The organism is Ramlibacter sp. WS9 (assembly GCF_003797765.1).
Taxonomy (GTDB): domain Bacteria; phylum Pseudomonadota; class Gammaproteobacteria; order Burkholderiales; family Burkholderiaceae_C; genus Ramlibacter.
Genome location: NZ_RKMB01000019.1, coordinates 1 through 19,499 on the forward strand (window position 1 = coordinate 1; position 19,499 = coordinate 19,499).

The 19,499-nt window shown below is 68.4% G+C and carries 18 protein-coding genes and 1 pseudogene; all 19 read left to right on the top strand.

Annotated elements, in window-relative coordinates; genetic code table 11:
• Window positions 1–162 precede the first annotated feature (162 nt).
• The 19 genes and pseudogenes from EEB15_RS23385 (at window position 163) to EEB15_RS23475 (ending at window position 19,483) form a co-directional block, all read left to right on the top strand.
• Window positions 163–978, top strand: a complete 816-nt coding sequence (locus EEB15_RS23385) for an SDR family NAD(P)-dependent oxidoreductase (protein ID WP_141512363.1) — start codon at window positions 163–165, stop codon at window positions 976–978.
• Window positions 979–988: 10 nt separating this feature from the next.
• Entirely contained in the window at window positions 989–1,801 is an 813-nt protein-coding gene (locus EEB15_RS23390) for an SDR family NAD(P)-dependent oxidoreductase (RefSeq protein ID WP_141512364.1), read from the top strand.
• 5 nt (window positions 1,802–1,806) lie between these two features.
• Entirely contained in the window at window positions 1,807–2,388 is a 582-nt protein-coding gene (locus tag EEB15_RS23395; protein ID WP_141512365.1) for a nuclear transport factor 2 family protein, read from the top strand.
• 27 nt (window positions 2,389–2,415) lie between these two features.
• Window positions 2,416–3,573, top strand: a complete 1,158-nt coding sequence (locus tag EEB15_RS23400) for an NADH:flavin oxidoreductase (protein ID WP_141512366.1) — start codon at window positions 2,416–2,418, stop codon at window positions 3,571–3,573.
• 10 nt (window positions 3,574–3,583) lie between these two features.
• Entirely contained in the window at window positions 3,584–4,414 is an 831-nt protein-coding gene (locus EEB15_RS23405; protein WP_141512367.1) for an enoyl-CoA hydratase, read from the top strand.
• A gap of 4 nt (window positions 4,415–4,418) precedes the next feature.
• Entirely contained in the window at window positions 4,419–5,219 is an 801-nt protein-coding gene (locus EEB15_RS23410; protein ID WP_141512368.1) for an enoyl-CoA hydratase/isomerase family protein, read from the top strand.
• An 8-nt stretch (window positions 5,220–5,227) separates the two neighbouring features.
• Window positions 5,228–6,061 carry an enoyl-CoA hydratase/isomerase family protein gene (locus EEB15_RS23415; protein WP_141512369.1) on the top strand — a complete coding sequence of 278 codons (834 nt, stop codon included), beginning with the start codon at window positions 5,228–5,230 and terminating at the stop codon, window positions 6,059–6,061.
• On the top strand, window positions 6,058–7,506 hold the full coding sequence (locus tag EEB15_RS23420) for an MFS transporter (protein ID WP_141512370.1): 1,449 nt from the start codon (window positions 6,058–6,060) through the stop codon (window positions 7,504–7,506). The genes EEB15_RS23415 and EEB15_RS23420 overlap by 4 nt, the downstream gene beginning before the upstream one ends.
• Window positions 7,503–8,915, top strand: coding sequence for an MFS transporter (locus EEB15_RS23425; RefSeq protein WP_141512371.1), 1,413 nt, complete (start codon window positions 7,503–7,505; stop codon window positions 8,913–8,915). The genes EEB15_RS23420 and EEB15_RS23425 overlap by 4 nt, the downstream gene beginning before the upstream one ends.
• Before the next feature lie 5 nt (window positions 8,916–8,920).
• Complete coding sequence (locus EEB15_RS23430) at window positions 8,921–11,110, top strand: molybdopterin-dependent oxidoreductase (protein WP_141512467.1); 2,190 nt, start codon at window positions 8,921–8,923, stop codon at window positions 11,108–11,110.
• A complete protein-coding gene (locus EEB15_RS23435; protein WP_141512372.1) occupies window positions 11,107–12,306 on the top strand; it encodes an acetyl-CoA C-acetyltransferase in 1,200 nt (399 codons plus the stop codon). Before EEB15_RS23430 ends, EEB15_RS23435 begins: the two co-directional genes overlap by 4 nt.
• Before the next feature lie 4 nt (window positions 12,307–12,310).
• On the top strand, window positions 12,311–13,078 hold the full coding sequence (locus EEB15_RS23440; RefSeq protein WP_141512373.1) for an enoyl-CoA hydratase/isomerase family protein: 768 nt from the start codon (window positions 12,311–12,313) through the stop codon (window positions 13,076–13,078).
• Between the two features lie 3 nt (window positions 13,079–13,081).
• On the top strand, window positions 13,082–14,023 hold the full coding sequence (locus tag EEB15_RS23445) for a LysR family transcriptional regulator (protein WP_141512374.1): 942 nt from the start codon (window positions 13,082–13,084) through the stop codon (window positions 14,021–14,023).
• Window positions 14,024–14,149: 126 nt separating this feature from the next.
• Entirely contained in the window at window positions 14,150–15,310 is a 1,161-nt protein-coding gene (locus tag EEB15_RS23450; protein ID WP_141512375.1) for a sulfotransferase, read from the top strand.
• A gap of 5 nt (window positions 15,311–15,315) precedes the next feature.
• Complete coding sequence (locus EEB15_RS34295) at window positions 15,316–16,089, top strand: 3'(2'),5'-bisphosphate nucleotidase CysQ (protein WP_141512376.1); 774 nt, start codon at window positions 15,316–15,318, stop codon at window positions 16,087–16,089.
• Window positions 16,074–16,739: pseudogene (cysC, locus tag EEB15_RS23460) on the top strand (adenylyl-sulfate kinase); the annotation flags it as partial. The gene EEB15_RS34295 and the pseudogene cysC, both read left to right, overlap by 16 nt.
• Window positions 16,736–17,497, top strand: a complete 762-nt coding sequence (locus tag EEB15_RS23465; protein ID WP_141512378.1) for an SDR family oxidoreductase — start codon at window positions 16,736–16,738, stop codon at window positions 17,495–17,497. The pseudogene cysC and the gene EEB15_RS23465, both read left to right, overlap by 4 nt.
• Window positions 17,498–17,508: 11 nt before the next feature.
• Window positions 17,509–18,285 carry an SDR family NAD(P)-dependent oxidoreductase gene (locus EEB15_RS23470; protein ID WP_141512379.1) on the top strand — a complete coding sequence of 259 codons (777 nt, stop codon included), beginning with the start codon at window positions 17,509–17,511 and terminating at the stop codon, window positions 18,283–18,285.
• A 16-nt stretch (window positions 18,286–18,301) separates the two neighbouring features.
• A complete protein-coding gene (locus EEB15_RS23475; protein ID WP_141512380.1) occupies window positions 18,302–19,483 on the top strand; it encodes a DUF1254 domain-containing protein in 1,182 nt (393 codons plus the stop codon).
• Window positions 19,484–19,499 lie beyond the last annotated feature (16 nt).

Sequence of the window (19,499 nt, forward strand, 5' to 3'; positions counted from 1 at the left end):
CCTGCCACAGACCCCCGAACTCGGGCCCCCGCCCCCCGCGCTCGGCCGCTGGCCGCAAGCACAGGCCGACGTCGCCGACGTCATCGCCTGGCTCGGCAGCGACGGCGCCCGCGCCGTTACCGGCGCCAGTTTCAACCTCGACGGCGGTGATTGGATGGTGCCATGAGCGCAAGCAACGGAAAGAACGGCAAAGGCAACGGAAAGCCCGTGCGCCTTCTCGAAGGGCGCGTGGCGCTTGTCACCGGCGCGGGCGGCGGCATCGGGCGCGGCATTGCACTGGCGCTGGCGGCCGCAGGCGCGAACGTGGCCGTCACCGGCCGGCGGATGTCTACCTGCGAGGAAACGCTGCGGCTGATCGACGACGAGCATGGCAATGCGATCGCCATCGAAATGGACGTGAGCGATGAGCAGGCCGTGCGCGACGGCGTCACGCACACCATCGCGCAATGGGGCCACCTGGACATCGTGGTGCAGAACGCCAACGCGGGCGGCGACTCCGCGCACCCGATCGCGCTGGAGAGCGTCACCGAGGACGACTGGTACCGCCAGGCACGCGTTGCCTGGGACGGCACGCTGCATTGCGCACAGGCCGCGCTGCCGCACCTGAAGGTGAGCGGGCGCGGTCGCTTCATCGTGCTCGGTTCCGCCTTCGGCCTGCACGGCGCCGCGATGAACCCCGTGTACTCGGCGCTCAAGGGCGGCGATCGTGGGCTCGTGAAGTCGCTGGCGCGCGAGTGGGGCCCGCACGGCATCACCGTGAACGCCATCGAGCCCGCGGCCCTGACCGAACCGGCCGAGGCCTTCTTCTCGCAGAACCCGGCCCTGCGCGACGCTTTCATCTCCATGTTCCCGCTCGGGCGCATGGGCGCGCCCCGCAACGACATCGGCCGCGCCGTGGTGGCGCTGGCCAGCGACCTGATGGGCTACGTCAGCGGGCAGAACCTGCCCGTGGACGGCGGCCTCTACACAGCACTCTGAGGACACAGTCATGTCAAGAACGAATGGACGCGTGGAGGGCAAAGCCGCCCTGGTGACCGGCGCCGGAGGCGGCATCGGCGCCGCGTGCGCGCTGGCGCTGGCAAGTGAGGGTGCCGCCGTGGCGGTGGCCGACATCAACCTGGACGCTGCACGCCGCACCGCCGCGCAGATCGAGGAAGCCGGCGGCCGTGCCGTCGCGCTGCACGTCGACCTGGGCGACGAAGCCAGCGTCACCGCCATGGTGGACGCTGCCGCGCAGGCCCTGGGCGGCCTCGACATCCTGCACAACAACGCATCCGACACCCGGCTCTCCGGCACGCTGGACATGCCTGTCGAGCGGGTCGACACCGCGGTGTGGGACGACATCCTGCGCATCAACCTGCGCGGCACCATGGTGGCCGCCCGCGCCGCCATTGCGCACCTGCGCAAGCGTGGAGGCGGCGTGATCATCAACACCAGCTCCAACGCGGCGCTCGCCGGCGCGCTCTCGCACAGCGCCTACAGTGCGTCGAAAGCAGCGGTCAACTCCCTGACGCAAAGCATCGCCACGCAGCACGGCAAGGAGGGCATCCGCTGCAACGCGATCTCGCCCGGCCTGATCGTCACCGCGGCAACGCAAGAAAAATACGTTAGCTCCGGCGTCGGCGACATCATGCTGCGCCACCAGCTATCACCGCGGCTCGGGCGGCCCGAAGACATCGCGGCCGCGGTCGTGTTCCTCGCGTCGGACGAGGCGGCCTTCATCACCGGCCAGGTCATCTGCGTCGATGGCGGGTCGCTCGCGCACCAGCCCTACGTCGCGGACTTCCGGGACAGGGCTTGAACAAGATGCCAACCTCTCCTGACGACCTGGTACTGCGGCTGGAACGCGTCGAAGCGCAGCTTGCCATCCAGCAGCTGCCCGCCCGCTATGCGCTGGCGGTCGACTCACGCAACCTCGACGACCTGGTCGCGCTCTTCGCCGTGGATGTCGACTGCGGCCGCTGGGGCAAGGGCCGCGATGCATTGAAGGCCTTCTACGGCAGCAAGAACGTGCTGAGCGGCTTCTACCGCTGCGTTCACCTCGTCTGCGGCCAGACCATCGACCTCGTCGACGCGGACCATGCCACCGGCACCGTCTACTGCCGTGCCGGCCATGAGGACGGCGAGCACTGGGTCGAGATGGCCATCTGCTACTTCGACCGCTACGTGAAGAGCGAAGGCCGCTGGTGCTTCGAGCGCCGCGAAGAAAAGCACTGGTATTCCACCGACTGGCAAAAGCGCCCCCAAGGCCCTTCTTTCCAGGACTGGCCCGGCAAGTACGACGCACCGCGCTTCCAGCCGCAACTGCCGCACGCCTGGCCCAGCTGGCAGCGCTACTGGGACGCCGCCGGCGACGACGCGCGCCAAAGCGTCACCAGCGCGCCCTGAACCCCGCATTCACTTCAAGAATTTCCCATGAGTTGCGACGTAGAACCTCTTTTCAAGCCGCTGCAAGTGCGCGGCCTTTCCCTCGCCAACCGCATCGTCATGGCGCCGATGACGCGCAACTTCTCGCCGCGCGGTGTGCCCGGCGAAGACGTTGCCGCCTACTACCGGCGCCGCGCCGAAGGCGGCACCGGCCTGCTGATCACGGAAGGTGTGGGCATCGATCATCCGGCGGCGCTCGGCGATGCGGGCCTGGGCGAAAGCAACCTGCCGCACCTTTACGGCGACGAGGCGCTGGCGGCATGGAAGCGCGTGGTGGACGGCGTCCACCGCGCGGGCGGCAAGATCGTCCCGCAGCTGTGGCACCAAGGCGTGATGCGCGAGCCGGGAACGGGCCCGCATCCACAGGCGCCGTCCGTGCGTCCCTCGGGCCTGTGGGGGCCGCAGGCCCGGCCTGGATCGCTGGACGCCGGCTATCTGCAGCGCATGCAGTCCGCGACGCAGCCCATGACCGAAAGCGAGATCCAGGATGTCATCGACGCCTATGGCCGCAGCGCCCGGCACGCCCGTGAACTGGGCTTCGACGGCGTCGCCATCCACGGCGCGCACGGCTACCTGATCGACACGTTTCTCTGGAACGAGACCAACTGCCGCACGGACGCGTGGGGCGGCGACCGGCGCGCGAGAACCCGCTTCGCCGCCGAGGTGGTGCGGGCCGTTCGCCGCGAAGCGGGCGAGGCCATGCCGATCTTCTTCCGCTTCTCGCAATGGAAGCAGCAGGACTTCAAGGCGCGCCTGGCCACCACACCGCAGGAGCTGGAAGAGGTGCTCGGCCCGATCGCAGACGCCGGTGTCGACGTGTTCGACGGCAGCGTGCGCTACTTCGACCGCGCGGAGTTCGACGGCTCGCCGCTCAACCTCTCCGGCTGGGCCCGCAAGCTCACCGGCAAGCTGTCGATGGCGATCGGCGGCATCGGGCTGGACCGCGGCTTCTACGACTCCAAGCGCGACGGCCGCGCGGGCGGATCCGACAACATCGAGCTACTCATGGCTCGCTTCGAACGCGGCGAGTTCGACCTGGTCGCCGTGGGCCGCGCATTGCTCAACGAGCCGAGCTGGACGCAGAAGCTGCGCGCCGGCGATGAACTGCCCGCCTTCGACGAGGCGCGCCTGAAAGAACTGGTCTGAAGGAGACGACATGACAGACGCCATCCGATGGGACCTGGCCGACAGCGGCGTGCTGACGCTGAGCTTCGACCGGCCCGAAGTCAAAAACGCCATCGACACGGCGGGCCAGCAACTGCTGGTGCGCCTGCTCGATGACGCCGAGCGGCACCCGGGCGTGAAGGTGGTGGTGCTCACGGGCACCGGCCAGTCGTTCTGCACCGGCGCCGACATCCGCTCCATGGGCGCGCCGGACCCGGACGACGCCATTGCCCAGGAGTACGGGAAGACGCCGCTGTGGCAGGCGCAAGAAGCGCGCACCGATCGCCTGAAGCACCTCGCGCGGGCTTCGCTGCAACTGCACGGCATGGGCAAACCGACGATCGCGAAGCTGCGCGGGCCGGCGGCCGGTATGGGCTTTTCGATGGCATTGGCCTGCGACTTCCGCATCGCCGCCGACAACGCGTTCTTCATCTCCAGCTTCGCCAAGATCGGCACACCGGGCGACTATGGCGGCAGCTATTTCCTCACGCAGCTGGTGGGGCCCTCCAAGGCCAAGGAGATCTACATGTTCTCCGATCGCGTCCTCGCAGCTGAGGCGTTGTCGCTGGGCATGGTGAACCGCGTGGTGGCCGATGCCGAGCTCGACGCAGCGACCGATGCCTTCGCACTGCGGCTGGCGCAGGGCCCGGCGATGGCGCACCGCTACATCAAACAGAACATCCATGCCGCGGCACACCAGACCATCGAGGAAGTGTTCGACCTCGAGGCGCGCAACATGATCCGCTGCCGCCTCAGCGAAGACTGCAAGGAGGCGCTGGTGGCGTTCCAGGAAAAGCGCCAGCCGCGCTTCGAAGGCAGGTAGCGCCATGAACCAACCCAAGCCCATAGCCCGGCCGGCCGACATGGTTCCGCTGGCGCGCATCGGCGCCGTTGCGGTGCTGACGCTGGACTTTCCCGCGCGCCGCAACGCCTACTGCCTGCAGATGCGCACACAGCTGCGCGAGCGGCTCGAAACCGTGATGGCCGACCCGCAAGTTCGCGCCATCGTCATCACCGGCGCGGCCGGTCACTTCTGCGCGGGCGGCGACGTCAGCGAGATGCAGCAGCGCACGCTGCTGGAGAACCGCGAACGCTGGAACCTGGTCACGGCCCTGATCCGCCTGATGGCACTGGGGCCCAAGCCCATCGTCGCGGCCGTCGAAGGTTCGGCCATGGGTGCGGGCCTTTCCATCGCTGCACTGGCCGATTACCTGGTGGTGGCGCGCGATGCGAAGTTCGGCGCTGCTTTCCTCAAGGTCGGCCTGATGCCGGACATGGGCGCGCTGTGGAGCATCCAACAACGCGTGGGGCGGGCCAAGGCGCGCGAGATCCTGGGTCTGGCCCGTGCATTCGACGGTGCTGAAGCCGGGCGCATCGGCTTGGCCAACGAGGTGGTCGAGCCTGGTTGCGCGCTGGAGCGTGCGATCGCCGTCGCGCAGGAGTACGCAGCCCTGCCACCGGTGACCACGGCACTGCTCAAGAGCGCGCTTGCGCAGGGCGCCGACAGCCTCGATGCCGCGGTCCGCAGCGAAGTCGAGTTCCAGGCGGTGGCGATGGGGTCGAGTGACCACGCCGAAGCCGTGCGCGCTTTCAGCGAAAAAAGAGCGCCCCAGTTCGAGGGCCGGTAAGGCGCACCATGCCGGTCTCCCTCCAGCGTCACGGCGCGGTCGCCGTTCTGACGATCACCCACCCGCCGGTCAACAGCCTGTCGCAGCCCATGCGCGAGGCGTTGTGGACGGCGCTGGAAGAAGCCGATGCCGATGACGGCGTGACGTCCATCGTGTTGACGGGGACGGGCCGGGGCTTTTGCGCCGGAGGCGACCTCGGCGAGATGCGCTCGCCGCTGCAGCAGGCCTGGCCCGGTATTTCCAATCATCTCTTGCCTCGCATCGAAGCCTGCCGCAAGCCCGTGATCGCCGCCATGCATGGTTTCGCCATCGGCGGCGGGCTGGAACTCGCGCTGGCCTGCCACTACCGCGTGGCGCAGCAGGACACCCGCCTAGCGTTGCCCGAGATCAGGCACGGCGTGATCCCGCCCAGTGGTTCGCAGCGCATGCCGCGCGCGATTGGTGTGGATCGGTCGCTGCGGATGATCGTGTTCGCGCAATACGAACGTGCCGACGCTTTCGCCGGCACCTCGCTCATCGACACGCTGTGCGACGGCGATGTCGCCGCCGCGGCCATCGATTTCGCCGCGCGGATCGATCAGGCGATCCCACCCGCCGACGCTTTGCTGCGCCACCGGCCGCTGGATCGGGCCGAAAGCGAGACCGCTCTGGCGGCATGGCGTGAGCGCCTGCATGCCATGCCAGGGTCCAGCGCCCTCATGCGCTATTGCGTCGACGCCGTCGGGTACGCGGTCAGCGCGCAGAGTTTCGACGGCGGCCTCGCGGCCGCCAAGCGGCTGCACGACCAGCTCGCAGCCGCCCTCGCCAGCCCCCCGCAGCCCGAACTGGAGACACCGTCATGAGTTCCACACGTTCCAACGCCGCACTGCGGGTCATCCTGTTTGTGCTGCTGGTCACCGAGATCAACAGTGCCTTCGAAGTGGGCATGATGTACGGCATCCTGGCCACGCTGGTGCGCGAGTACGGCGACCCGGCCGGCGTGGGCTGGCTGATCACCGCGTTCCTGCTGGTCGGAGCGGCGGCCGCCGCGCTGTGTTCGCGGCTGGGCGACATCTATGGCCGGCGGCGGGTGGTGCTGGTGATGCTGGTGTTCGCCGCGTGCGGCTCGCTGGTCAGCGCGCTGTCCACCAGCTTGCCCGGCCTGATCCTGGGCCGCGCGTTGCAAGGGGTCGCGGCGGCCCTGTTGCCGCTGTGCATCGGGCTCGCACGAGAGTACTTCCCGGCTGCGCGCGTGCCGGTGGCGATCGGCTGGCTGGCCGCGGTCGCGAGCTTCAGCGCCGCCGTCGGCATCCTCTTCGGTGGTTGGCTGGCCGACAACGCCGGCTGGCGCATGACGTTCTGGATTGGCGCGGGCCACGCCGTGCTGTCGCTGGTCTGCGTGCTGTTCCTGCTGCCGCCCTCGAAATCGCAGGCGCGCAACGGCCGGCTCGATGTGCTGGGCGGCGTGCTGTTCGCGCCGGCCATCGCCGCCGTGCTGCTGGCCATCACGCGCCTCAAGGGCTCAGGCTGGACCGATCCCTTCACGCTGGCCCTGGCGGCCGGCGGCATCGTGCTGCTTGTTGTGTGGGCGCGCCGCGAGTGGAACCATCCCGATCCCATGCTCGACGTGCGCCAGTTCGCGCAGCGCCAGATCGGCCTCACCATGCTGCTCATGGCCCTGTTCGGCCTGGGCACGGCGCAGCTGATGCTGGTGGTGCTGATGCTGGGGCAGCAGCCCGTGTGGACCGGCGTGGGCCTGGGCCTCTCGGCCACGCTGGCGGCGATGGTCAAGGTTCCGTCCAGCGTCGCGGGCCTTGTCGGCGCGCCGTGGAGCGGTCACATGGCCGCGCGGTACGGTGCCCGCCGTGCTGCTCTGGTCGGCGCCGTGGTCATCTGCGCGAGCTGGGTGGCGATGATGGCCTGGCACGCTACCGTGTGGCAGCTGGTGGTGCTGTGCTTCGTCGCCACCGTCGGCGGCGCCATTCTCTACGCGGCGATTCCCAACCTGGTGGTCGAAGTGGCGCCGGCCGAACGCACCAGCGAGCTCAACGGCATGTCGCACGTGCTGCGCACCTTGGGCACCGCCATCGGCACCCAGCTCGTGAGCGTGCTGCTCGCTACGTCGGTCGTGCGCGACCCCTCGGGCGGCCCCGCGAAATATCCCACCGAGTCCGCCTACCTGCTGGCGCTGGGCGCGGTGAGCATCTGCGCGGCGCTGTCGATCCTGGTCGTGCTGGCGCTGCCCAAGCGGCAGGCGCAGACGGCTGATGACAAGAACGCCGTGGCGGCATGCGGGGTCGTTGAGTGAACAAACTCGTCCTGCTCATCGTTCTGGTGATCGCCGAGATCATCACCTCCTTCGAGGTGAGCATGATCTATGCGGCCCTGCCCACGATCGCCCGCGAGTTCGCGGACCCGGTTGGCGCGGGCTGGCTGATCACCGCCTATCTTCTGGTGGGCTCGGTGTCCGCGGGCCTGTCCTCCCGCCTGGGTGACATCTTCGGCCGCAGGCGCATGGTGCTGGCGATGCTCGCGTGTTCGGCGGCGGGATCGCTGGTCAGCGCGCTGTCCACCGAACTCGCGGGCCTGATCGCCGGCCGCGCGCTGCAAGGCATGTCGGCGGCCTTGCTGCCGCTGGCGATCGGCATCGTCCGTGAACACCTGCCGCCGGCGCGCGTTCCCGTCGCCATCGGCTGGCTGGCGGCGATGGCCACCTTCAGCGCCGGCGCGGGCCTGCTGCTAGGGGGCTTCCTGGTCGACACCGCCGGTTGGCGCACCATGTTCTGGTTCGGCGCCGCGCATGGTGTCGTGGCGATAGCTCTGGTTGCCGCGTTCGTTCCCGCGTCTACCAAGCAGGCGATGACGCAGGCCCTGGACTGGTTGGGCGGCGTGCTCTACGCGCCGGCGGTGGCCTTGTTGCTCTGGGCGTTGTCGCGCCTCAAGGCGCACGGCCTGTCGAACCCGACCACGCTTCTCGCCTTCGGCGCGGGCATCGTGCTGCTGGCCGTCTGGCTGCGCTGGGAGTGGCGTCACCCGTCGCCGATGATCGACGTGCGGCGCGTCGCCCGGCGCGATGTGGGTCTGCCGATGGCCGTGATGTTCCTCTTCGGCCTGGGCGCGTCGCAGCTGATGCTGGTGCTGATGTCGCTGGCGCAGCAGCCCGCATGGACGGGCGTCGGCCTGGGACTCTCCGCCACGGTCGCGGGGCTGGTGAAGCTGCCTTCCAATTTCATGGGCCTGTTCGGCGCGCCCTGGGGTGGCCACCTCGCCGCACGCCACGGCGCGCGCAGCGCCGCCACGCTCGGCAGTTTGCTGATCGTCGCGGGCTGGTGCGGCCTCACGATGTGGCACGGCGCTGTCTGGGTGCTCGTGATGTGGGCGATGGTCACGTCGCTCGGCGGCGCGATGATGATGTCGGCGGTGCCCAACCTGCTGGTCGAGGTCGTGCCTGCCGAGCGGACGAGTGAATTCGTCGGGCTGTCTCAGGTCGTGCGCACGCTCGGCACCGCCATCGGCACTCAGATCGCGAGCGTGCTGCTCGCAACGCAGCTGGTGCGAAGCGACGCCACGCCGCCCGCGGTGTTCCCGGCGAGCGGCGCCTACCTGCTGACGATGGTCTCGATCACGGCGGTTGCCGCCGCCTGCGCGCTCACGGCGTGGACGCTGCCGCGCCGGGCGGCACCTCTTGCGCCAGCCGCGCCGGTTGCCGCGGCTTGACAAAGATGGACAACGCGCAGGAAGAGGCCGTCACCAGCTGCCGCATCTGCGCGGGGATGTGCTCCCTTCGGCTCGCGCGCGACGCGTCGGGCCGCATCGTCTCGGCGCGCGGCGATAAATCCAATCCGCTGACACGCGGTTACGCCTGCATCAAGGGCCTGCAGCTGCCGGCCGCGCATGCCAGCCCCGACCGGTTGCTGCATCCCTTGAAGCGGCTTCCCGATGGGCGCTTCGTGCGCGTGCCGCTCGACGAAGCGCTGGACGAGATCGCCCAGCGCTTGCAGAACCTCGTCGCAGCGCACGGGCCGGACAGCGTGGCCGGATTTCGCGGCACGATGAACTACAGCAACCAGACGGCCAACACCATGCTGCCGGCCTGGCTATCCGCGCTCGGGTCGAACTCGTTCTATTCGACGATGACCATCGACCAGTCGGCCAAGTGGGTGACGTTCGAGCGCCTGGGCGGCTGGGCTGCGGGTCGCGATCCCTTCCTTGCCGCCGATGTGCTGATGTTCATCGGCACCAACCCGTTGGTGTCGCTCTCGACCTTCAATTTTCCCTCGCAGCACCCGGTGCGACAGATGCGCGATGCGATCGAACGCGGCACGCGCTTCATCGTCATCGATCCGCGGCGCAGCGAAACCGCGCGCCACGCCAGTGTGTTCCTGCAGCCCTGGCCGGGTGAGGACGCCGCGCTCCTCGCCGGCCTGCTGCGGATCATCCTCGACGAGGGCTGGCACGACACCGAGTTCTGCGCGCAGCATGTGCACGGCCTGGACGACTTGCGGCGGGCGTTGATGCCATTCGATGTGCCGGCGGTGGCGCTGCGTTGCGGCGTGAGCAGCGAGTCGCTGTTCGAGGCGGCGGCTGTCTTCGCCCGGCCGGAGAACGGCAGGCGCAAGCGCGGCAGCGCGGCCTCCGGCACCGGCGCCAACATGGGCCCGCATTCGAATCTGGTGGAGCATCTGGTCGAATGCCTGAACGTCGTCTGCGGGCGCTATGCGCGCGCGGGCGACCCGGTGGCCAATCCGGGGGTGCTGGGCCCTGCCTACCCGCGCCACGCCCAGGTGATCGCGCCGCAACGTTCGTGGGAAAAGGGCGCCAAGAGCCGCGTGGGTGGCTGGGGCATGTTGTTCGGCCAGAAGATGAGCGGGGCGCTGTCCGATGAGATCGAGACCCCCGGCCCGGGCCAGGTGCGGGCGCTGTTCGTCGACGGCGGCAACCCCGCGTCGGCGATGCCCGGGCACGAGCGATTCGTCGCGGCGTTGCAGTCGGTCGACCTGCTGGTGACCATCGATCCGTTCATGACCGCCACCGCGCGGCTCTCGCACTTCATCATTCCGCCGACCATGATGTTCGAGCATGCCGACCTGGGCACGCGCGACTACGAGTCCTTCGTCCTGCACGTGCCCTACTCGCAATATGCACGCAAGGTGGCCGAGCCGCCCGCCGGCGCCGAAGTGGTCGACGATTGGTTCGTGTTCTGGTCGCTGGCAAAGCGCATGGGCAAGCCCATCGTGTTCGACGGCGTCGCGCTGGACATGGAGAGAGCGCCAACGCAGGAGGAATTGCTCGCGATCCTCGCGCGCAACGCGAGCGTTCCCTTCGAGCAGATCCAGGCGCATCACTTGGGAAAGATCTTCGACGTGGCGGGCGCGACGGTGCAGCCCGGCGACGCTGCCAGCGCCGCGCGCTTCCAGGTCGTGCCGCAGGACGTGGTGCAGGAACTCGGCACCATGGCCCGTGAACCGGCGGTCCGCACGCAAGCCGCCACGGAAGGCTTCACCCACTTGCTCGCCGTTCGGCGCGTCCGTGACGTGCAGAACACGATGTACCGCCAGCTGGACGCGATCCGCAAGCGCGTGCCGAACAACCCGGCCTGGCTGCACCCGGACGATCTGTCGGCCCTGGGCGTCGCGACGGGCGACAGCATCGCCATCGCGTCCGCGCACGGGCGCATCGAAGCCATCGCCGAGGCCGACGACAGCATGCGGCCCGGCGTGGTGTCCATCAGCCACGGTTGGGGCGGCCTGCCGGGTGACGTGCAGGACGGCAAGGATCCCCACGCGGGCGGTGTCAATGTCAATCGCCTGACGACCACGCGCACCGGCCTGCAGACGATCAACGCGATGCCGCAACTCACCGCGCTGCCGGTGCGCCTCACCCCCATCCAAAACCACAAGCAACCATCATGAGAAGAGCCGCCATCGTTTCACCCTTGCGCACCGCCGTCGGCGCTTTCGGCGGCAGCCTGCGCCCGCTGCCGGCGAACCAGCTTGCGGCCACCATCCTCAGGGCGCTCGTCGAGCGCAGTGGCATCGATCCCGCGCGCATCGACGACGTCGTGATGGCGCAGTCCTATTCCAACAGCGAGGCGCCTTGCCTCGGCCGCTACGCCGCGCTCGAGGCCGGCCTGCCGGTGGAGGTGCCGGGCATGACGTTGGACCGGCGCTGCGGCTCCGGCCTGCAGGCCGTCATTGACGCGGCGATGCAAGTACAAACCGGCGCTGCCGATGTCGTCGTCGCTGCCGGCGTCGAGAGCATGAGCAACATCGAGTACTACTCGACCGACATGCGCTGGGGTTCGCGGGCCGGCTCGGTCACGATGCACGACCGCCTGCAGCGTGGCCGCGAGCGTTCACAACCCGAAGAGCGCTTCGGCTATATCTCCGGCATGCCGGAGACTGCTGAAAACTTGGCCAAGGACTACGGCATCACGCGCGAACAGGCGGACGCGTTTGCGATGCGCAGCCATCAGCGCGCCGCGCAAGCCTGGGCGGACGGCAAGTTCGCCGACGAACTGGTGAGTGTGGCCGTGCCGCAGAAAAAGGGCGAACCGATCGTGTTCGCCTGCGACGAGGGCATCCGCGCCGGGACCACGATGGAGTCGCTTGCCAAGCTCAAGCCGGTCATTAAGGGCGGCACAGTGACGGCCGGCAACGCGAGCCAGCAGAACGATGCCGCCGCGGCTTGCCTGGTGGTGGCCGAGGAGAAGCTCGCCGAGTTGAAGCTGGAGCCGATCGCGTGGGTCACGGGATGGGCCGCTGCCGGTTGCGAACCGGCGCGCATGGGCATTGGCCCAGTGCCAGCGGTGAAGAAGCTGTTCACGCGCACGGGGCTTTCGTTCAAGCAGATGGACCTGGTCGAACTCAACGAGGCGTTCGCGGCGCAGGCACTCGCTGTGCTCCATGGCTGGGACTGGAACGATGCGGACCGCCTGAACGTCAACGGCGGCGGAATCTCGCTGGGGCATCCGATCGGGGCGACCGGCCTGCGCATCCTGGCAACGATGCTGCACGAGTTGAAACGGCGTCAGGGCCGCTACGCGCTGGAAACCATGTGCGTCGGCGGTGGGCAGGGGCTTGCGGCAGTGTTCGAGCGGGCGGCGTGAAGGCATGACGGAACTCGTGCGCATCGAACGCCAGGGCCGCATCGTCACGCTGACGCTGCACAACCCCGGCAAGATGAACGCGTTCTCGCAGGCCATGCGAGACCGGCTGGGCGAGATCCTGCGCGACCTGAATGCCGATCCCGAGTGCCGTGCCATCGTGCTCACCGGCGACGGGGCGAATTTTTCTGCGGGCGCCGACCTCTCCGGGTTTCAGGAAACCACCGTGCGTGAATGCCGCGTGCGGCTTAAGCGAGGTGGTGCCCTGCTGATGCGCGAAATGATCAACGGGGCGAAGCCGCTGATTGCCGCGATCGAAGGCAACGCCTACGGGGCCGGCCTCGCGCTGGCGTGCGCCTGCGACCATGTGGTGGCCGCGCGCACGGCGAAGTTCTGCTGCGCCTTCACCCGCGTCGGCTTTCTTCCCGACATGGGCCTGATGTTCTCGCTTCCCAACCGGGTGGGAATGACGCGGGCGCGGCAGTTGATCGCCTTGGCGGATCTGATCGACGCCGAGCGCGCGGAGCGGCTCGGGATCGTCGACGACATTGCCGAGGAGGGCGGCGCCCTGGCGGCGGCGGTCGTCCTGGCCGAGCGCTATGCGGACGGGCCGCCGATGGCCTTCGAGGCTGTCAAAGGCGTGTTCGCGCGCGGCCTGGATGCCATGATCCAGGCCGAGATCGACCTGCAGCCGATGCTCTGGCTTTCCAGCGACCACCAGGAAGGCAAGCAGGCCTTCGCCGAACGGCGGCGGCCCCGATTCACGGGCACGTGACTGATGGACCTCAACCGGCTGCGCCACTTCCTCGCCGTCGCGCAGGATCTGCACTTCGGCGCAGCGGCGCGCAAGCTGGGCATGGAACAGTCGAGCATCAGCCAGTCGGTTGCCGCCCTGGAAAAGTCCATCGGCGTGAAGCTGCTGGAGCGCAGCAGCCGAAGCGTGTCGCTCACGCCGGCCGGCGAGGTGCTGGTCGAGGACGCGAGGCGGCTGTTGCAGCAGTCGGACCAGGCGCAAGAGCGCGCACGCGGCGCGGCCCACCGAGACTCGCACCAGCTGCGGGTCGGCCATGTGCCGTTTAGCCTGATCAAGGCCTTGCCGCCGGCGATCCGCACCTTCCAGGCCCGGCATGCCGACGTGCAGGTCCGGCTGGTGGAAGAGCCCACCGCCAAGCAGATCGCCAGCCTGCGCAGCGGCACGCTCGACCTGGGCCTGGTCAACCTGAAGATCGCCGACCTGTCGGGGCTGAACGTGCGGCCGCTGTACACCGCCAGGATGATGCTGGCCGTCCCGGCGGGTTGGCCGCTGGCGCAATCGCAGTTGCTGCACCTGCGCGATCTGCGCGACTACCCGTTTGTGATGTTCCCGCCGGAGTGGAATCCGTCCTTTTCCCGTGACATGGCAGCAACCCTGGCCCGGCAAGGCCTGGTGCCCAAGGTACGCCACATCGCCGAGCAGGCGCTGACGCTGATGACGCTGGTGGCCGAAGAGTTCGGAGTGGCCCTTGTCCACGAGTCGGCTTGCGGCGCGCGCGTGGCGGGCGTCAAGTTCGTTGCGCTGGCCGAATCCGCCGACCTGCTGTCCATCGAGATGGGGCTGGCCTGGATGCCCAGCCACAAGTCGCATCTGGTGACCACCCTGGTCACGGCCCTGCAAGACCTGGTGTCTTCCGAGGGCACCGGCCAGGGTCCGGTCAAGGCCGCTTTGCGCCGGGTGGTTTGATTGGCGCCGCCTATCAATGAGCGGCTTCACTCAATCGATGTGCGGCGCGGCGATCCCGCTGCTTAGTCTCGCGCCAGGGCTCGGATCGTCATTTCATTCCACGGGCCCGCGGAGACAACAACAGCCATGAAGACGTTCCTCGATGCGGCCACGCTGCTGCGCGAAGCCCAGCAATCCACCGGCCTCGCGGACTGGGGCAGCGACCAGCTGCCGCAGGTGCTCGCCCTGCTGGTCGATGCCCTCAACCAGGAAGCCGCGCTGCACGAGCGTGGCGCGCAGGCCGCCCGGGCGCGCCTGCTGGACGTGATGTGCAGTCGCCTGAAGCTGATCGAGGACCGCAAGCGTTACCCCGGCATCGCCGCCGAAGCCATCGCGAAGCCGATCATCGTGATGGGGCTGCCGCGTGCGGGCACCACCTTCCTGCACAACCTGCTGTCGCAGGACCCGGGCAACCGTTCGCCGCAGACCTGGGAAATCATGTTTCCCTCGCCGCCGCCGGAACCCGGCTCCTATGCGGCTGACCCGCGCATCGCCCAATGCGACGCGGCGCTTCGCACGCAAGGCTTCATGGAGCGCGAGCTGCAGGGCATCCACCCGTTCGGTGCGGAGCGGCCCGAAGAGTGCAACTTCATGTGGGAGCTGTCGCTGCAGTCGGTGAACTTCATGGCGTTCTGGAATGTGCCGAGCTACACGGCGCAGCTGATGAAGATCGACTTCCGTGCCATCTACCGTGAGCACCGCCAGATGCTGCAGCACCTGCAGCACCGCTACCGGCGTGACCGCTGGGTGCTCAAGACGCCGGCCCACAACCTCTGGCTGAACGAATTGCTCACCGTCTATCCCGATGCCTGCCTGATCCAGTGCCACCGAGACCCGGCCAAGATCATCGCCTCGCTCGCCAGCAACTTCGTGGCGCTGCGCAAAACCTTTTCCGACGTGGAACTCTCCGGCGACTTCGGCATGCTCGAAGCGCAGGCTCGAGGCATGCGCAACATCGCCGCGATCCGTGCGCAACCCGAATTCAAGGACCGCTTCGTCGATGCCCACTACCTGGACGTGCAGGCGGACCCGATGGGCATGGTGCGCCGCATCTATTCGCACTTCAACCTGCCGCTCGGGGCCGAGCGCGAGGCCGTGATGAAGGCCTGGCTGGCGCGCGACGTCACCGCCCATGCGAGTGGCCATCGCCACACCTATTCGCTCGCCGATTACGGACTGGACAACGCGCGAGTCGATGCCGTGCTCGGTGACTACATCCGCGATTGCCACGTGCAGCTGGAGAGGTGACCCCGATGCCTGCATTGAACGACCATGAACTCGCCGCCGATATCGCGGCCACTGCGGGGCGCTTGCTGATGGCGATGCGCGGCTCGCCGGTGCTCACGGGCAAGCCGCTGGGCGCGGCCGGTGACGCCACCGCCAACCTGCTGATCACGCAGATGCTGGCGCAGGCGCGGCCCGCGGATGGCTTCCTGTCGGAGGAGACGGCGCCGGACCCGTCCCGGCTTGCGATGAAACGCGTGTGGATCATCGACCCGCTCGACGGCACGCGCGAGTACGGTGAGGCGGCCGAAGGCCGCGACGACTGGGCCGTGCACGTGGCGCTGACCGAGGACGGGAAGCCGACCGCCTGCGCCGTGGCGTTGCCCACGCTGGGCCTGACCTTGTCCACGGCCAAGCCGCCCGCGTTGCCGCCGCCACCGGCGGGGCGCATCAAGATCCTCGTCAGCCGCACCCGCGCGCCCGAGATCGCGCAACGCGTCGCCGCCGCCCTCGATGCGGAACTCGTGCCCATGGGCTCGGCGGGCGCCAAGGCCATGGCCGTGGTGAACGGCGAGGCCCATGCCTATCTGCACGCCGGCGGGCAGTACGAATGGGATTCGTGCGCGCCGGTGGGTGTGGCACTTGCCGCGGGCCTGCATGCCTCGCGCATCGACGGCAGCCCGTGCGTCTACAACCGCACGGACACCTACATGCCGGACCTGCTGGTGTGCCGGCCCGAGCTGGCGGCCCGCCTGCTCGCCGCCATCGAGGCGCAGGCGCAGGAGCAGGAGCTGGTGCCATGAACATGCGCGAGGTCGTCACGGACAACATCCATTGGCAGACGGTGGATGTGGACAAAGAGGCACGCCGGCGCCAGGCCGGCCATAGCAGCGCCGTCGTCTGGCTCACGGGCTTGTCGGGTGCGGGCAAGTCCACGCTGGCCAACATGCTGGAGAAGCGCCTGCACGCGATGGGCAAGCGCACCTACCTGCTCGATGGCGACAACGTGCGCCATGGCCTGAACAAGGACCTGGGTTTCACGGATGCCGACCGGGTGGAGAACATCCGCCGTGTGGCCGAGGTGGCCCGGCTGATGGTCGACGCCGGGGTGATAGCGATTACCGCATTCATCTCGCCTTTCCGGGCCGACAGGCAGCTAGCGCGCGACCTCATGGGCGCGGGCGAGTTCATCGAGGTGTTTGTCGACACCCCGCTGGCGGTGGCCGAGGCTCGCGACCCGAAGGGCCTGTACCGGAAGGCGCGGCGCGGCGAACTGAAGAACTTCACCGGTATCGATTCGCCCTACGAACCACCGGAACATGCCGAAGTGCGGATCGACACCACTTCCGTATCGGTAGAGGCGTCCAGCCAGCAACTGCTGAAGGTGCTCACGCAATTGGGCGTGCTCGAGCCCCCGATGCGTGCCGCAAGACAAGACAAGGAGAACACATGATGACGAACGACAGCCCGGGCGCCACGTCCAGGGTGATCTACGTGGTGGGGTCGGGCATCGACATCGGCTCGCCGATGGCGGCTGCGCTGGCCGGTGGAGGCGCGCGTGTCGCGTGGATCAGCGACCTGGACGGTGCGCCTGCCACTGCATTGCCGGACGGCGTCGTCCGTGTCCCGGCCCGCTTCGACAGCCGCGCCGCGGTCACCGCAGCCTTCGCGGTGGCGCAGGAGGCCCTGGGTCCTCCGCAGCAAGTGGTGCTGAGCGTCATGCCTGAAGCAGGCGTGCAGCCCCAGGACATCGTCGCGACCTCCGATGCGCAGTGGCGCACCGCGTGCGGTCAACCAATGAAGACCACCTTGTACGTGTTGCAGGCCGCGCACGGCCTGTTCACGGCGGCTTCCGGCGGCGGTTCGGTCGTGGTGATCGGCGGTTCGTTCTCCCTGGCGGGCGCCGCGCAACTGATCCCTTTTTCCACCGGCATCGAAGGCCAGCGCGGGCTGGTCAAGTCGACTGCGCGCCAGTGGGGCAAGAGCGGAATCACGGTCAACTGGGTCGCTGCTGCCGCCAAAGGGTTGAGCGATCGCTTCGCCGACATCAAGCTGCCGTTCAAGGGCGATTCCGTTCCCGTGGCCTTCGGCCGCACGCTGGACCTGGCGCGCGAGATCGTGCCGGTTGTCGAGTTTCTCGGCGGCCCGGCAGGGCGGGTGATGACCGGTGCCACCCTGCTGCTGGACGGTGGCGAGTGGATGGTGCCTTGAAGGAGACACAGATGAATACGAACACATCCCTGGCCGGGCGCACGGCCATCGTCACCGGTGCGGGCGGCGGCATCGGCCGTGGGCTGGCGTTGGCCCTGGCCGCAGCGGGCGCGAACGTCGTGATCGCCGCACGCCGCGCCGTCACCGGCGATGAAACGCTGGCGCTGGTGCGCCAGGAAGGCGGCAGTGCCATCAGCGTGCAGACCGACGTGGGCGTGCGAGCGGACATCGAGCGCGCCGTGGCGGCCGCCGTGGAAAACTTCGGCGGCCTGGACATCGTGGTGCACAACGCATCGAGCGGCCAGTCCGGCACGCCGACCAAGCTGGAAGAGATCGACGACGCGCGCTGGGACGAGCAGTACGCCACGGCGCTCGACGCCGCGTTCTACCTGGCGCAAGCGTCGTTCGAGCACTTGAAGCGCGGCAGGCGAGGGCGCTTCATCATCCTCAGCTCGTCGCAGGCGCTGCACGGGGGCGCGATGAACCCGATCTACGTGGCCGTGAAGAGCGCGCAGCGCGGCATGGTCAAGGGCCTGGCCCGCGAATGGGGCCCGCACGGCATCGTGGTCAACGGCATCGCCCCGGCCTCGGAGACCGATACCTCCAAGGCCTACTTCGAGAAATACCCGCAGGTCAAGGAACAGATCCTCGGCAACATTCCGCTGCGACGTCTCGGTGACACGCGCGTCGACATCGGCGGCGCCATCGTCGCCCTGTGCAGCGACCAGATGCAGTTCGTCACGGGGCAGGTCATCCCGGTGGACGGCGGCGGCTACACCGCGCTGTGAGAGAGCGGGGCACTTCATGATCGACGACAGCTGGGAAGAATGCCAACGCAACGTGGCGGCGGCGCGCGCGCTGGTGCTGCAGGCCGAGATATCGAAAGACCCGGTGGTGCGCGCGCAGGGCTTGTACCTGCTGCAGATGCTGCAGGCCTTCGGCTTCAACATCTACGTGGCGCCGCGCCAGGCCTACCCCAACTTCTACGTGCATTCGATCTTCATGCCGTTCGAGGCGGGGTTCGGTGCGCCATGCCCAGACTTCTTCTACCACTGGGCCTTCGTCGATGGCCAGCGCAGCTACCGCATCCGTGGCCGGGTGGGCGCCACGCGGTGGCTCGAATTCCAGACGCACAAGGGTTTCTGGGGCGACCCGGACCAGGGCCACCTGGGCACCCACGACCTGGACGATTTCCGCATCGAGCCCGATGGCAGCTTCGAGATCATCGCCTCGGCGACCCGGCAAGAGGGCAACTGGATCGTGTTGGACCCCGAGCGCCGCAACATCGTCGTCATGGTGCGCGAGGCGTGGTGGGATTGGGCCAATGAGCGCGGCACCAGGCTCCAGATCGAGGCCATCGATTTGCGCGGCGACGAGCCCATGCACATCGACGAGGCCGAGATGCACAAACGTCTGTTGGCCGTGAGCCGCCAGGTGAAGTTCTACGTGGAGTTCTTCCTGGCGCTGAACCAGCGCATCCAGGACGGCGTGGGACGCAACCAGTTCTTCTTCACCCCGCCGCGTTCCGCTGACCACGTGGGCGGCAATCCGCGCGCCGCCTACATGCAGATGGTCTACGACGTGCAGCCGGGCGAGGCGCTGATCGTCGAGGTGGAGATCGTGGAGGCGCGCTACTGGAGTCTGCAGATGAACGACATGTGGTGGCAGACCACCGACTACGCCCACCATCACAGCTCGCTCAACGGCCATCAGGCCCGCGTCGATGCCGATGGCCGTGTGCGCATGGTGATCTCGCGCGAAGACGCGGGCGTGCCCAACTGGGTCGACCCGGTGAACCCGGGCATCGGCATCGCGCAATGGCGTTGGTATCTGGCCGAACGTACGCCTGTGCCCAGCGTGACCAAGGTTTTGCTCAGTGATTTGCGCTCGCACCTGCCGGCCGACACACCGGTGGTGACGCCGGCTGCGCGGCGCGATGTGATCGCCGGCCGTCGTGCAGCCGTGCTCGGCCGTTACGGCTTCTAAGGAGACTCTTATGGAA